The sequence below is a fragment of the Curtobacterium sp. VKM Ac-2884 genome (assembly GCF_015350945.1).
Classification (GTDB): domain Bacteria; phylum Actinomycetota; class Actinomycetes; order Actinomycetales; family Microbacteriaceae; genus Curtobacterium.
This window is the reverse complement of the sequence record NZ_JADKSA010000002.1, coordinates 76,829-90,149: the sequence shown is the minus strand read 5'-3', so window position 1 is coordinate 90,149 and position 13,321 is coordinate 76,829. Positions and strand designations below refer to the sequence as shown.

Below are 13,321 nucleotides of genomic sequence, written 5' to 3'. Positions count from 1 at the left end.
CCTCTGCTCCCGAGGTTCCGAAATCTCGCCATCTGGGCGCAGCACAGCGTCGTTCGTGGAACCTCGGCGCTCCGCGGACGGCGAGTCGTGGAACCTCGGCGGACGTGCGGGGGCAGCTAGCCCGAGGCGGCCTCGTCCGACACGTCGGGGCCGATCGCGTCCTGGACGCGCGCGCTGACGGACCGGAGGGTGTCCGCGTCGGTCCCCACGGGCCTCCAGAACAGGTCTTCCAGCGCACCGGTGTGCGCGCGGATGCCGGCGAGCACCGCGCGGCGGCCATCGGGGGTCATCTCCACCCAGCTGCCGCGGCCATCGGTCGGGCAGTCGGCGCGTCCGACCAAGCCGCGGGAGACCATCCGTGTGACCTGGTGACTGACGCGCGACTTCTCCCAACCGATGCCGGCGGCGATGTCGCGGACGCGCAGCCGGTGGTCCGGCTCACGCTGCAGCCCGATCAGGATCTCGAACTCGGGGATGGAGATGCCGGCGCCCGCCTGGACGGCCTGGTCGAGGGCTCGGTCGAGGCGTCGCCAGACGTCGTGGTAGGCGTCCCACGTCGCCCAGTCGTGGCCATCGTTGCCCTGCGTCGACATGCCGACCAGCGTATCCACCGCGGGGGCCGACCGACCCCGCCGCCGCGTCTTTCATCCATCCGGATGACTCCTGGCCGACGTGCGGCGCGCTCCAAGGTGAGGTCGGAGGTGCGGCATACGATCGGAGCATGCCGAGCGCCCGCTTCCAGGACTGCACCGACGACGCCGTTGCGCTGGTCCGCAAGTGGCTGGCGGCGTCCGCCGGGGCGAAGCCGGACGCCGGTGCCGCCCGTCTCGCCGAGGCCCTGCGTGACGAACGTGGCCTCGACTTCACGCGCAGCTTCGTCGACAAGGTCATCCGCCCCGAAGACCCCAGGGTCGCCGCCCGCAACCTCGAGCAGGTCAGCCGCGACGTCCCGGACTTCCTCGCCTGGTACCTGCGCGGCGCGGTGACGCTCGGCGGCGGCTTCGCGACGATGGCGCCGTGGGCGGTCATCCCCACCGCACGGCGGATCCTGCGCCGGATGACCGGCCACCTGGTGATCGACGCGAGCACGGCGAAGCTCGGTCCGGCGCTCGCCAAGGTCGGTGGACCGGGCACCCGGCTCAACGTGAACCTGCTCGGCGAAGCCGTGCTCGGCAGCGCCGAGAGCGACCGCCGGCTCCAGGGGACGATGGACCTGCTCGCCCGCGACGACGTCGACTACGTGTCGATCAAGGTCAGCTCGGTCGTGCCGCAGATGTCGATGTGGGCGTTCGACCAGACGGTCGAGCGGGTCGTCGACCGGCTCGTGCCGTTGTACCGGCTGGCGGCGGCTCCGCTGGCCTCCGGCGGTCAGGCGAAGTTCATCAACCTGGACATGGAGGAGTACCGCGACCTCGACGTCACCCTCGCGGTGTTCCGGACCCTGCTCGACCGTGACGAGTTCGCGGGGCTGCAGGCCGGCATCGTACTGCAGGCCTACCTGCCCGACGCCGCCGGGGCGCTGGAGTCCCTGACGTCGTGGGCGCAGGAACGCCGGGCCCGGGGTGGCGCTCAGATCAAGGTGCGGCTCGTCAAGGGCGCGAACCTGGCGATGGAGCACGTCGACGCGATCGTGCACGACTGGCCGCTCGCCACCTGGGGCAGCAAACGCGAGACCGACTCCGCCTACCTGCGGATGCTCGACGCCGCGTTGACCCCGGAGCGCACCGACGCCGTGCGCATCGGCGTCGCCGGGCACAACCTGTTCGACCTGGCGACCGCGTGGGTGCTCGCCCAGCGCCGCGGAGTGACCGACGCGGTCGACGTCGAGATGCTGCTCGGCATGGCATCGACGCACGCCGACGCCGTCCGAGCCGACGTCGGACAGATCCTGCTCTACACACCCGTCGTGCAGCCGGACGAGTTCGACTCCGCGATCGCGTACCTCGCCCGCCGCCTGCAGGAGAGCTCGAGCCCCGAGAACTTCATCGCCGCGGCGTCCGACATCGACCGAGACGCCAGCGTGTTCGACCGCGAACACGGCCGGTACCTGGCGTCGGTCGCAGCCCTCGACGAGCCGGTGCACGCGACGCACCGCACCCAGGATCGCCACCGGGCACTCGGCGAACCGGTGCTGCGCGACGCGTTCCGGAACGCCCCGGACACCGACCCCGCCGTCCCGGCCAACCGTGCGTGGGCGCTCGACGTCCTGCGCCGAGTACCGCGCTCGCAGCTCGGCGCGCAGACGATCCGCGGGGCGAAGGTGGCCGACCGCTCCAAGCTCGAACGGATCATGGCCCGCACCGCTCAGGCGGGCGTCAACTGGGGGCGGCAGGACCCCTCCGACCGTGCTGAGCTCCTCGACCTGATCGGGCACGAGCTCGAGACCCGCCGCGCCGACCTGATCGAGGTGATGGCGGCGGAGACCGGGAAGACCTTCTCCGAGGCCGACACCGAGGTCACCGAAGCCGTCGACGCCGCCCACTACTACGCAGAGCGCGCCCGCCGTCTGGGCGACGTCGAGGGGGCCCGCTACGTCCCGCCGCGCCTGACGGTCGTCGTGCCGCCGTGGAACTTCCCCGTCGCGATCCCCGCCGGTGGGGTGCTTGCGGCGCTCGCCGCGGGCAGTGGTGTCGTGCTCAAGCCAGCACCCGAGGCGAAGCGCAGTGGTGCGCTGCTGGCCGACGTGCTCTGGGACGCCGGCGTGCCGCACTCACTGCTGCAGCTCGTCGACCTGGCCGAGGACGAACTCGGCCGTGACCTCGTCGGACACCCCGCAGTCGACCGCATCATCCTGACCGGTTCGGCCGACACCGCGCGATCGTTCCGGTGGTGGCGCGCCGGTCTGCCGCTCAGCGCCGAGACGAGCGGCAAGAACGCGATCGTCGTCACGCCGAGCGCCGACATCGACCTCGCGGTGCAGGACATCGTGCAGTCCGCCTTCGGCCACGCCGGCCAGAAGTGCTCGGCGGCGTCCCTGGTCGTCCTGGTCGGCACGGTCGGCGAGAGTGAACGCTTCCGTCGGCAGCTCGTCGACGCCACGCGCACGCTCCGGGTCGCGTGGCCCGACGACCCCACCGCCCAGGTCGGCCCGGTCATCGCCGAGCCCGAGGGCAAACTGCGGCAAGGGCTCACCGAGCTCGGCCCGGGGGAGTCCTGGCTCGTGCAGCCGACGGCCCTCGACGACTCCGGGCGGCTGTGGTCACCCGGCATCCGTGACGGCGTCCGCCCGGGCAGCGACTTCCACCAGACCGAGTACTTCGGCCCGGTGCTCGGCATCATGCGTGCCGAGACGCTCGAGCAGGCGATCGCGATCCAGAACGGCACCGACTACGGCCTGACAGCGGGGATCCACTCGCTCGACGCCGACGAGGTGGCGGACTGGCTGGCGAGTGTGCGCGCCGGCAACCTGTACGTGAACCGCGGCATCACCGGTGCGGTCGTCGGTCGGCAGCCGTTCGGCGGCTGGAAGCGGTCGTCGGTGGGCACCGGCACGAAGGCGGGCGGACCGATGTACGTCGCGACGCTCGGCCGGTGGGAGCCGGTCCCGCGCACGGTGCACAAGAGCATCCAGCTGCACGGTCTCCCGCCGCGCGTGACCTCGGTGATCGAGGCCGCACGCAGCGGCCTGTCGTTCGAGGAGTTCGACCAGGTGCGGGCCGGTGCGCTCAGCGACGTCCGTGCGCGCGAGGAGCTGTACGGCGGGTCGCACGACCTGTCGGGGCTCGTGGTGCAGCGGAACGTGCTGCGCCACCGACCGCAGTCCGTCATCGTGCGGCAGGCCGAGGACGCCTCGGCGGGTGACCTGGTCCGGGCGCTCGTCGCCGCCACGGCTGCCCGCGCCCACGTCCTGCTCAGCACCGCCCGCCCGTTGCCCGGTCCGCTCAGTCAGCTGCTGGCCTCGAGTCGGTCGCCGCTGGACGTCGTCGACCACCTCGTCGAGTCCGACCAGGACTTCCACGCCCGCGCGTCGTCCGGCGCCGTGTTCCAGGCGAACTGGACGAGCGATGAGGACGCCGAGCCCGCCGACGCCCTCGGGGACATGCTCGCGCAGGGACAGGACCGACCCGTGCACACGGCGTTCGGCGGCCCCGGGGCACGGATCCGGCTCATCGGTGGCGATGGCCTGGCGCTCGAGGAAGCCCTCGGGGCGAGCATCGACGTCGCGATCCACGACGCGCCGGTGGTCGAGGCCGGGTTGATCGAGATGCTCCCGTTCATCCGTGAACAGTCGGTCTCGATCACCGCTCACCGGTTCGGAGATGTCGACGCGGACTTCTCGGAGCTGCGCGTCTGACCGCCTGCCGCTTGGTGAGCAGAAATGGTCGGGTGCGCTGCGGCGGACCCGACCATTTCTGCTCACGAAGTGTGCGGCGTGGCGCCGGCTCGGGTCAGTCCTCGGTGTCGCCTGCTTCTTCGTCCTCGACGCCGGTCTCGTCCATCCGGTCACGCAGGTGGTCGGCCATCGCTCCGGCGCCCTCGCCGTGGTGGTCGTGGTCGACCTGTTCGATCAGGCCGTGCAGCTTCTCGTGGTTCGTGGCCTCGTTGGCGCCGTCCATGACGGGCTCGGTCTGCTCGTTGTCGCTCATGGCTCGGACGCTACGCCGGGGTTGCTGCGGACCGGTAGTGCAGCTCGACGGCACCGCCGGTGAACGGCGTCGTCCCGACCAGCTCGAACACCGGGGTCGGCGCCGCGACCGGCAGCAGCGGCGCACCGGCACCGAGCGCCACCGGCATCACGGTGACGCGGAGCTCGTCGAGCAGCCCGGCCTGCTGGTACTGCGCCGCGAGCAGTCCGCCGCCGACGACCCAGACGTCGCGCTCGCCGGCTGCCCGTTCGAGGTCGGCCTGGTGGTCCGCGACCTCGCCCGACACGAAGTGCACGTCGGCGCCGTCCGGCACCGGCAGGTCACGCGTGGTGAACACCCACGTCGCCAGGTCCGGGTACGCCCAGGTGTCGTCGTGCTCGAGCAGCCACTCGTACGTGGTCGAGCCCATGACGATCGCGCCGATGCCCGCGAAGAACCGGTCGTGGTGCTCCTGGAACGGCTCGAAGCCGAACTGCAGCAGCCAGTCGAGGTCGTCGTCCGGTGCAGCGACGAAGCCGTCCAGCGAGGACGCGACGGAGTAGGTGGTACCCATGCCCCGGACGCTACCGAGCACCCCCGACAGACGTCAGCGCCGTCAGCGCCGGCCGCCGTCAGCGCCGCCCGCCGTCAGCGCCGGCCGCCCCGACCGACGACGGCGACCTCGGCGACGGTGAGCGCCGTGGCGATCCACACCTGCTGCAGGGCGAACCCGCGGCGTCGTGGGTCGAGTGCGAGCGGCACCATCGTCACGCCGTGCACCGCGTCGACGGCGGCGCTGAGCGTGTGCGCGTTCCCGGAGCCCGTGCGTGCGACGAGGGCTGCCTGCACGAGCTGCCGGACGCCGAGCACACCGTGCAGCCCGGCCTGGTCGTGGCCACGAGCCGCTCGGCCGAGGTGCCACAGGCCGAGTCCGGCCCGACACAGCTCGACGACGGCTGCACCCCGCACCGACGATCCGCGGCGGTTCATCGTCGTCGTCCGGCCACGAGTGCGACGGCCCCGGCCGCGCCGAGTGCCGCTCCGATGATCCCGTTGCCGATCCGTCGGTGTTCCACCCACCAGGTCTGCGGCGACCAGGCGTGCGCGGACTCGTCGAACACACCGTGCGCGCCGTGGTCGCCCGGCACCGGCTCGTACAGGTTGTCCTGCAGCTCCTGCCCGTCCTTGTCCGGCGCCTGCTGCCCGGAGACGAGCGTCTTGGCGGCGTACCAGTCGGCGAAACGCCCGCTGATCCGGTTGCCGAGGATCGTGTAGACGGTCGACTCGCCGACCCAGGTGCGACGGCGCGGCCGTTCGGCCACGGCAGCGATCGCGCGGGCACCGACCTCGGGCTGGAAGATCGGGGCGACCGGCTGCGGGTGGTGCGGCAGCTTCGACTTCACCCAGCCGAACTGGATCGTGTTGAGGGCGGGCATGTCGACCCGCGACACCTTCACCTTGCTGCCCTGTTCGAGCAGCTCGGAGACGACGGACTCGGTGAACCCGACGATCGCGTGCTTCGCGCCGCAGTACGCGGCCTGCAGCGGGATGCCCCGGAACCCGAGTGCTGAGCCGACCTGGACGACGTGTCCCTGGCCGCGGGGCACCATCCGGGAGAGCGCTGCTCGGGTCCCGTTGACGAAGCCGAGGTAGGTCACGTTGAGCGCCCGCTCGAAGTCCTCGGGCGCGGTGTCCAGGAACTTGCCGAACACCCCGACCATCACGCCGTTCACCCACAGGTCGATCGGCCCGAGTTCCTGCTCGACGCGGTCGGCCGCGGCCTCGACGGCCTCGCGGTCGGACACGTCGGCGACCAGGGCCAGCCCGCGACGCCCCGCGGCCTCGACCTCCGCCACCGCGGCGTCGACGCCGTCCCGTCCACGGGCGAGGACGGCGACGTCCCACCCCCGCGCGGCGAGCTCCCGGACGGTCGCACGCCCCAGTCCTGCGGATCCACCGGTCACCACTGCCACTCGAGTCATGGCTCCCTTGTACCTGCGGCCGACCGCGCACCACTCAGCCGCTGTCCCCCGACGACCCGTGCCTCAGGGCGGTGGCCGAGGATGATGGTGGTGTGGACACGCGAGACGACCCCGTGGAACCCGAGCCGGAAGCGGAGCCGCAGCCGCGCTGGATCCGCCGGACGCCGATCGTCCCCGAGCAGTGGTGGGGTCCGCCGACGGCTCTGGCAGTCGGGGTGACGGCGATCGTGGCGATCGGCATCTGGCTGCAGCGTCCCGCCCTGCCCGTCGTGATCCCGGTCGGCGCCGTGGTGCTGGTCGGTGCGTTCGTGCTCGCGGTCGCCGGGCGGCGTGCGTACTGGTACCCGAGTCGGGCGGAGGCTTGGCGCTTGCATCGCACACGGGTCCTCGTGTGGGACGCGGTCGGCGTCGCGTTGTCGGTGTTCGCCTTCGCGGTGGGAGCACGGACGCTCCTGATCGGGTACCTGGTCGCCGCGACGGGCCTCTTCACGATGCGACGCGACGATCCGACGCGGTTCGAGCGGCGCGGTCGTGCGGTGGCGTCGGCGGCCGTCGCGGTGGTGGCGGCCGTGTTCGCGGTCGTGGCGTTGACGGTCCCGGTCGTCGACGAAGCGCACGCATCGCTGTGGATCGGGTGGAGCGTCCTGGTCATCCCGGTCGCCGTCGTCGTCGCGGTGCTGAACTGGCGAGCCGCGTCGAGGACGGCCGAGCCCGACCTCGACGGGGCGGAGGCCGTCGAGGGTCAGCGACCGGGACCGGAGCCGGGCACCGATCCGCTCACCGCCCCCGACCGAACCGCGTCGTGACCCCCGGTGAGTAGAGCACCGAGTCCGGCTCGAGCTCGGTCAACCCGAACGGCAGCCCGGCAGCCCCGATCAGGTCGTCCCGCAGCGACACCACCGAGGCACCGTGCAACGGCCACGCGTCGTGCTCGTTCGGCCAGAACCGGGTTCGCCCGGCCCGGTGCACGTGCATGCCCCACCGCGCGGTCAGGAACGTCTCGAGCGGCCCTGGCTCGTCCAGTACCTCGCCCACGCGGACGTCGAGCATCGACCGCAGGTGCGTCCCGTGCCGTCGCATCGCGTACCCGACGCGCCCGTCGCCGCTCCGCGACTCGGCGTCCGCCCACCAGTACGGCAGCCCGGTGGCCACGCGTGCGCCGAGGGTCGGCAGCAGCTTGCCGGCGTCGAGCGACAGGAACACGACACCGTGCTGGCCCTGCTCGTCGACCGTGTAGACGCGGACGTTCACCTCGACGAAGTCGCCGATCGAGCCGGTCCGGCCCAGCGCGCCGAGGGGCGGGAACCGCGTGTCCTCGAACCGGAACGCGATGAGGCCCACCCAGGTGGTCACCCCGTCGTCGGTCCCGTCGAGCGCCATCGTGTCGGGGCGCGTTCCGGCTGGCAGCAGCGGGGCCACCGCCGACACGTCGACGCGCCAGTGCACGAAGACGACGTCGAGCCAGTCCTGCGAGATCCAGGGACGGCCCGGCAGGCCGGGGGCGACGGCCTGGAGGCCCGGGGCACTCTGGGTGGGTCGGGTGTCGGTCACGATGTGGTCGCCTCCGGTTCGATGTGGCCCGCGACGGGCGCGTCGTCCCACCCCGGCTGCGGGGTGTCGCAGGTGCCGCGGAACACGTACTGCGATGGCCGCTTCCGCTCGCTCGACGTCCAGTCGATCGCGGGGCGGCGCCGTTCGGGCGGCAGGTACCCGATCCGGTAGACGGCCATGAGCTCGAGCGACTCGGGCACCCGGAGCAGCCCTTCGATCTCCGCCCAGGCGCCCGGCGTCTCCATCGGGAAGGACACGAACTGGATCCCCAGCCCGAGCTCGGTCGTCGCGAGCCAGATGTTCTCCATCGCCGCGCCCATGCTGAACACCGAGTAGAAGCCGGACAGCTCCTGCTGCCGGTACTCGTGGCGGTCGAGCATCACCCCGAGCAACAGCGGCGACCCGGCGACGAGCTTCCGGTTCTCCTCACCCAGGCTCTGCGGCACGCGGAGGGTGTTCATGAGCAGCTGCCCGCGCTTCGTGAACACCTGCTTCGTGAACGGCCGGAGCGGCCCGGGGAGCTTGTCGAACAGCATGCCGTCGCGCCGCTCGTCCATCTCGGCCTTCGAGAACCGGAAGTACGGCTTGTACCGCTCGAAGAACGTCCCCTCGGCCATGGTGCGGGTCATCGAGCTGCCGCTGATCGCGGCGACCCGGTCGATCGTGTCGCGCTCCTCGACCAGCACGAACCGCCACGGTTGGCTGTTCAGCTGGGACGGGGCCCGGCCGGCGAGCTCCATGAGCAGCCGTTGGTGCTCCTCGGACACCGGGTCGGGCAGGAACGCCCCGTTCGTGGTCCGGCGGCGTCGGATGGCCTCGAAGAGCTCCACTGCTTCCCCTCGTGTCTCGTCGTCACGGTCGACGCCGCACCAGCAGCGCCCCCAGGTAGGACGGCGCGGCGGCCACCGCGATCTTCCAGTGTGCTCCGGAGCGCGGGTTCGTGCGGGGCGCGAGCGCGAGCGGGACGACTGCGGGCAGCAGGAACAGCGCCGAACGGTCCCGGGTCCACAAGGGTGTCGTCGCGGCGGCCCCGGTGAGCGTCGCCGTCACGACGAACAGGCCGTGGTGCACGACGCGGAGCTTCTTCGTCCGGATCAACCGGACGGCGACGGCCGTGCCCCAGAGGCAGTTCGCGACGTAGGCGACGCTCGCAGCGGTGACCAGCTGCCGGGCCGGGCGCGATCCCGTGGGTGCCGAGCCGCGCCTCCAGACCGCCTTCCGTCCCATGCGTGGGACGTTACGCGGTGTCGCGACTGACCAGCTTGGAGAGCACGATCGCGGAGCGCGTGTGGTCCACCTGCGGGGCGAGGCGGACCTTGTCGAGCGCCTCCTCCAGCGCGGACAGGTCCTTCGAACGCATGTGCACGACGGCGTCGGCGCTCCCCGTGACCGTGCCGGCGTCGATGACCTCGGGCACGGTGTCGAGCAGCGCACGGAGCTCGTCGGGGGAGACCGTGCCGCGGCAGTACAGCTCGACCCAGGCCTCGGTGCCGCGGTCCTCGACGGCGGGGTCGACCTTGATCGTGAAGCCCTGGATGACGCCGTCGCCGACGAGCCGGTCGACACGGCGCTTGACGGCCGATGCCGAGAGTCCGACCACCGACCCGATGTCGCCGTAGCCGGCGCGGGCGTTGTCCCGGAGTTGATCCAGGATGCGGTGGTCGAGCGAATCCATTGCACCCATCGTACGCGGACTTCTTGCGAGGTCGGCGGGTCGGACGCACGAAACGTGCGTCACCCGAACGGGTGTCACGGCGCTTCGCTCCCGGTACTGCACTTGCCGGACGGTCTGTGTCAGGATCGACGTGGCGTCGACCTGGTCCGCTACGGCGAGTGAGCCTGCATCTCGCCGGAGCACCTCTCCTTCGTTCCGTTTCGGTTCCTGGCAGGCTCGGGCCCCGGTCCCTTCTCAGGAGGACTGATGTCGAACACCGCACCCTCGACCACCGATGCACCGGCCCGTACCGCCACCAAGCGGACGATCCTGATGTGCAAGCCGGACTTCTACACGGTGAGCTACCGGATCAACCCGTGGATGCACCCGGAGGAGCCGACCGACACGTCGAAGGCCGTCGCCCAGTGGCAGACGCTCGTCGACGTGTACGAGCAGCTCGGCTTCGACATCTCGTACATCGACCCCATCGACGGCCTGCCGGACATGGTCTACGCGGCCAACGGCGGGTTCGTGCTCGACGGCATCGCCTACGGCGCGAAGTTCCAGTACCCCGAGCGCCAGCCCGAGGGCCCGGCGTACATGGACTGGTTCCGTCAGGCTGGCCTGACCGTCGCCGAGCCGGAGCAGACCAACGAGGGCGAGGGTGACTTCCTGCTCATCGGCAACACGATCTTCGCCGGCACCGGCTTCCGGTCGGACAGCACCTCGCACGACGAGCTCGCGACGATCTACGGCCGTGAGGTCGTCACCCTGAAGCTCATCAACCCGAGCTTCTACCACCTCGACACCGCCATCGCCGTGCTCGACCCGGAGCCCGACGCTTCCGGCCGGTCGAACATCGCGTACCTCGAGAGCGCCTTCGACGAGCCGTCGCTGGCGATCCTGCGCGAGCGCTTCCCCGACGCGATCATCGCGACCGAGGAAGACGCCGCGATCCTCGGCCTGAACTCCTACTCCGACGGGTACAACGTCGTGATCGCCGCGCGTGCTGTTCGGTTCGCCGAGCAGCTCAGGGAGAAGGGGTACAACCCGATCGGCGTCGACCTGTCCGAGCTGCTGCTCGGCGGTGGCGGCGTGAAGTGCTGCACGCTCGACCTGCACCCGGTCGGCACCGGCACCTCGGTCGCGCGTTCGCTCGGGGTCAGCTGATGCCGGCGGCAGCGTCGCTCGGGGTCAACACCGCGGCGGCGCTCGCCGTCGAGGACCGCGCCCTCGCGCACAACTACAGCCCGCTGCCCGTCGTCATCGCGTCGGGTGCCGGAGCAACCGTCACCGATGTCGACGGCAAGCAGTACCTGGACGGCCTCGCCGCGTACTCCGCGGTGAACTTCGGCCACGGCAACCCGCGGCTGCTCGACGCCGCCCGGGCGCAGCTCGACCGGGTGACGCTCACGAGTCGTGCGTTCGTGAACGACCAGCTCGGGCCGTTCGCCACGGCACTGGCGGCGTTGACGGAGACCGAGATGGTCCTGCCGATGAACACCGGTGCCGAGGCCGTCGAGTCCGCGATCAAGGTGTCCCGCGCCTGGGGCTACCGCGTCAAGGGGGTCCCCGCGGACCGCGCGACGATCATCGTGGCATCCGGGAACTTCCACGGCCGCACCACCACGATCATCTCGTTCTCCGACGACCCCGACGCGCGCAACGACTTCGGGCCGTACACCCCGGGCTTCCGCACCGTGCCGTACGGCGACGCCGCCGCCCTGCGCGCGGCGATGGACGACACCGTCGTCGCCGTGCTGCTCGAACCCATCCAGGGCGAGGGCGGCGTGGTCATCCCGCCGCCGTCGTACCTCCCGGAAGTCCGGGAGGTCTGCGACGAGTTCGGTGCGCTGTTCATCGCCGACGAGATCCAGTCCGGACTCGGCCGCACGGGCCACACCCTCGCCGTGCAGCGCGTCGGGGTCCGTCCCGACCTCATCACGCTCGGCAAGGCACTCGGCGGCGGCATCGTGCCGGTGTCCGCGGTCGTCGGCTCGCGCGCAGTCCTCGGCGTGCTGCATCCCGGTGAGCACGGTTCGACCTTCGGTGGCAACCCGCTCGCTGCGGCCGTCGGCGCCGAGGTCGTGGCGATGCTCGGCGAGGGCACGTTCCAGCAGCGCGCCCTCGACGGCGAACCGTTGCTGCGCGGGCTGCTCGACGACCTGCTCGGCAAGGGGGTCGTGTCGCACCGCGTCGCCGGACTCTGGGCGGGGATCGACATCGACCCGGCGCTCGGCACCGGCAAGGAGATCTCGAAGGACCTGGCCGACCGCGGGCTGCTCGTGAAGGACACCCACGGTTCGACGATCCGCTTCGCTCCGCCGCTCGTCGTCACCGACGACGAACTGCGCTTCGCGATCGGGACGCTCGCGTCGGTCCTGGCCGCGCGCGCCTGAGCCGCGCGCGCTTCGTGAGCAGAAATGGTCGGGTCGCCACACGGCACCCGACCATTTCTGCTCACCAAGTGCGGCTCACACCGCCCAGCGCGCCGCCAGCTCGTCCATCAGACCGTCGAGGCGCTCGTCCATCATCTGCGCCTCGGGGTTGGCCTCGAACCACGCGATGACCTCGCGCACGCCCTGCCGGTACGGCGTCCGGGGTCTGTACCACGGCACGAGCGACCGGATCTTGCTGTTGTCGAACACCGAGCTGTTGGCCTTGTCGCCGAGGAGCGCCGCACCCCACTCGGCATCGGCGGCAGCGATGGCGTCCGCTGGCACGTGCACGATCTGCAGGTCCTCGACACCCGCCGCTGCCGCGATCTCGTGCGCGATGGCGTTCCACGTCGGCGCCTCGTCGCTCGTGATCGTGAAGGCCTCACCGATCGCCGACGCGTTGTCGAGCAGCCCGGTGAACCCGACCGCGAAGTCACGGCTGTGCGTCAAGGTCCACAACGACGTGCCGTCACCGGTGATGATGATCGGCTTTCCAGCACGCATCCGCGCGACCGCGGTCCAGCCGCCGGTGAGTGGCAGCTTCGTCTCGTCGTAGGTGTGCGACGGCCGCACGATCGTCACCGGGAAGTCCTGCTCCCGGTACGCCTCCATCAGCAGTTCCTCGCACGCGATCTTGTCGCGCGAGTACTGCCAGTAGGGGTTCTTCAGCGGCGTGGACTCCGTGATCGGCAGGTGCGTCGCCGGCGTCTGGTACGCCGAGGCCGAGCTGATGAAGACGTACTGCCGCGTCCGTCCGGCGAAGAAGTCGATGTCGGCCTGCACCTGGTCCGGCGTGAAGGCGATCCAGTTCACGACCACGTCGAAGTGGCGGTCGCCGAGTGCGTCCGCCAGGGCGCTGCGGTCCGACACGTCGGCCTGGAGGCGCGTCACACCCTCCGGGATCGGCCTGCCCCCGGTGGTCCCCCGGTTCAGGACCGTGACGTCGTGGCCCTGTTCGGTCGCCTCCCGCACACAGGAGGCGCTGATCACGCCGCTCCCGCCGATGAACAACACGCTCGCTCCGGTCATGGATGCTCCCTCGCTCTCCGCGGCGCAGCCCTGCACCGTCGTCCCATGTGATCCTGCACCGTCCCGGCCGACTACCGTCACGGTTCGGGTCGCACCGACGCG

At 71.3% G+C, this 13,321-nt stretch carries 14 protein-coding genes; 4 read left to right on the top strand and 10 right to left on the bottom strand.

The genetic code is table 11. From position 1 onward, the window contains the following. Positions 1–116: 116 nt before the first annotated feature. A complete protein-coding gene (locus ITJ60_RS04780) occupies positions 117–593 on the bottom strand; it encodes a MarR family winged helix-turn-helix transcriptional regulator (protein ID WP_123339216.1) in 477 nt (158 codons plus the stop codon). 128 nt (positions 594–721) lie between these two features. Between ITJ60_RS04780 and ITJ60_RS04775 the strand changes: the two genes are divergently transcribed. After that, complete coding sequence (locus tag ITJ60_RS04775; protein WP_194647149.1) at positions 722–4,294, top strand: proline dehydrogenase family protein; 3,573 nt, start codon at positions 722–724, stop codon at positions 4,292–4,294. 94 nt (positions 4,295–4,388) lie between these two features. On the opposite strand, the gene ITJ60_RS04770 is transcribed toward ITJ60_RS04775, so the two are convergent. The 4 genes from ITJ60_RS04770 to ITJ60_RS04755 all read right to left on the bottom strand — a co-directional run bounded on the left by ITJ60_RS04770 (position 4,389) and on the right by ITJ60_RS04755 (position 6,547). Beyond that, a complete protein-coding gene (locus tag ITJ60_RS04770) occupies positions 4,389–4,586 on the bottom strand; it encodes a hypothetical protein (protein WP_123339214.1) in 198 nt (65 codons plus the stop codon). Between the two features lie 10 nt (positions 4,587–4,596). Then, entirely contained in the window at positions 4,597–5,139 is a 543-nt protein-coding gene (locus tag ITJ60_RS04765; RefSeq protein ID WP_123294528.1) for a dihydrofolate reductase family protein, read from the bottom strand. A gap of 74 nt (positions 5,140–5,213) precedes the next feature. Then, on the bottom strand, positions 5,214–5,555 hold the full coding sequence (locus tag ITJ60_RS04760; protein WP_194647148.1) for a hypothetical protein: 342 nt from the start codon (positions 5,553–5,555) through the stop codon (positions 5,214–5,216). Next, positions 5,552–6,547, bottom strand: a complete 996-nt coding sequence (locus tag ITJ60_RS04755; RefSeq protein ID WP_194647147.1) for an SDR family oxidoreductase — start codon at positions 6,545–6,547, stop codon at positions 5,552–5,554. The genes ITJ60_RS04760 and ITJ60_RS04755 overlap by 4 nt, the downstream gene beginning before the upstream one ends. Before the next feature lie 92 nt (positions 6,548–6,639). Here ITJ60_RS04755 and ITJ60_RS04750 point away from each other — a divergent pair, with 92 nt between their 5' ends. After that, the gene (locus tag ITJ60_RS04750) at positions 6,640–7,353 is read left to right on the top strand and encodes a hypothetical protein (protein ID WP_194647146.1); all 714 of its coding nucleotides are present in this window, start codon (positions 6,640–6,642) and stop codon (positions 7,351–7,353) included. On the opposite strand, the gene ITJ60_RS04745 is transcribed toward ITJ60_RS04750, so the two are convergent. Genes ITJ60_RS04745 through ITJ60_RS04730 form a run of 4 tightly spaced genes read right to left on the bottom strand, consistent with a single transcriptional unit; the run spans position 7,325 to position 9,773 of the window. Continuing rightward, the gene (locus ITJ60_RS04745; RefSeq protein WP_323749102.1) at positions 7,325–8,098 is read right to left on the bottom strand and encodes a DUF2071 domain-containing protein; all 774 of its coding nucleotides are present in this window, start codon (positions 8,096–8,098) and stop codon (positions 7,325–7,327) included. The two genes, ITJ60_RS04750 and ITJ60_RS04745, sit on opposite strands and share 29 nt — an antisense overlap. Continuing rightward, entirely contained in the window at positions 8,095–8,928 is an 834-nt protein-coding gene (locus ITJ60_RS04740) for a nitroreductase family protein (RefSeq protein WP_194647145.1), read from the bottom strand. The genes ITJ60_RS04745 and ITJ60_RS04740 overlap by 4 nt, the downstream gene beginning before the upstream one ends. 22 nt (positions 8,929–8,950) lie before the next feature. Further along, positions 8,951–9,325 (bottom strand): hypothetical protein, encoded by a 375-nt coding sequence (locus ITJ60_RS04735; RefSeq protein WP_194647144.1) that lies wholly within the window; start codon positions 9,323–9,325, stop codon positions 8,951–8,953. Between the two features lie 10 nt (positions 9,326–9,335). Further along, positions 9,336–9,773, bottom strand: a complete 438-nt coding sequence (locus ITJ60_RS04730; RefSeq protein WP_111083794.1) for an Lrp/AsnC family transcriptional regulator — start codon at positions 9,771–9,773, stop codon at positions 9,336–9,338. A gap of 246 nt (positions 9,774–10,019) precedes the next feature. On the opposite strand from ITJ60_RS04730, the gene ddaH reads away from it, so the two are divergent. Both ddaH and rocD read left to right on the top strand, forming a co-directional pair. Beyond that, on the top strand, positions 10,020–10,922 hold the full coding sequence (gene ddaH / locus ITJ60_RS04725) for a dimethylargininase (RefSeq protein WP_123339207.1): 903 nt from the start codon (positions 10,020–10,022) through the stop codon (positions 10,920–10,922). Beyond that, on the top strand, positions 10,922–12,151 hold the full coding sequence (gene rocD, locus ITJ60_RS04720) for an ornithine--oxo-acid transaminase (protein WP_194647143.1): 1,230 nt from the start codon (positions 10,922–10,924) through the stop codon (positions 12,149–12,151). Before ddaH ends, rocD begins: the two co-directional genes overlap by 1 nt. A gap of 75 nt (positions 12,152–12,226) precedes the next feature. Here rocD and ITJ60_RS04715 read toward each other — a convergent pair whose 3' ends face one another. After that, entirely contained in the window at positions 12,227–13,219 is a 993-nt protein-coding gene (locus ITJ60_RS04715; protein ID WP_194647142.1) for an SDR family oxidoreductase, read from the bottom strand. Positions 13,220–13,321 lie beyond the last annotated feature (102 nt).

Excerpts from the sequence above, each read along its gene's own strand:
- ITJ60_RS04780 (WP_123339216.1), bottom strand. The coding sequence starts at position 593 with ATGTCGACGCAGGGCAACGATGGCCACGACTGGGCGACGTGGGACGCC.
- ITJ60_RS04775 (WP_194647149.1), top strand. The coding sequence starts at position 722 with ATGCCGAGCGCCCGCTTCCAGGACTGCACCGACGACGCCGTTGCGCTG.
- ITJ60_RS04770 (WP_123339214.1), bottom strand. The coding sequence starts at position 4,586 with ATGAGCGACAACGAGCAGACCGAGCCCGTCATGGACGGCGCCAACGAG.
- ITJ60_RS04765 (WP_123294528.1), bottom strand. The coding sequence starts at position 5,139 with ATGGGTACCACCTACTCCGTCGCGTCCTCGCTGGACGGCTTCGTCGCT.
- ITJ60_RS04760 (WP_194647148.1), bottom strand. The coding sequence starts at position 5,555 with ATGAACCGCCGCGGATCGTCGGTGCGGGGTGCAGCCGTCGTCGAGCTG.
- ITJ60_RS04755 (WP_194647147.1), bottom strand. The coding sequence starts at position 6,547 with ATGACTCGAGTGGCAGTGGTGACCGGTGGATCCGCAGGACTGGGGCGT.
- ITJ60_RS04735 (WP_194647144.1), bottom strand. The coding sequence starts at position 9,325 with ATGGGACGGAAGGCGGTCTGGAGGCGCGGCTCGGCACCCACGGGATCG.
- ITJ60_RS04730 (WP_111083794.1), bottom strand. The coding sequence starts at position 9,773 with ATGGATTCGCTCGACCACCGCATCCTGGATCAACTCCGGGACAACGCC.
- ddaH (WP_123339207.1), top strand. The coding sequence starts at position 10,020 with ATGTCGAACACCGCACCCTCGACCACCGATGCACCGGCCCGTACCGCC.
- rocD (WP_194647143.1), top strand. The coding sequence starts at position 10,922 with ATGCCGGCGGCAGCGTCGCTCGGGGTCAACACCGCGGCGGCGCTCGCC.
- ITJ60_RS04715 (WP_194647142.1), bottom strand. The coding sequence starts at position 13,219 with ATGACCGGAGCGAGCGTGTTGTTCATCGGCGGGAGCGGCGTGATCAGC.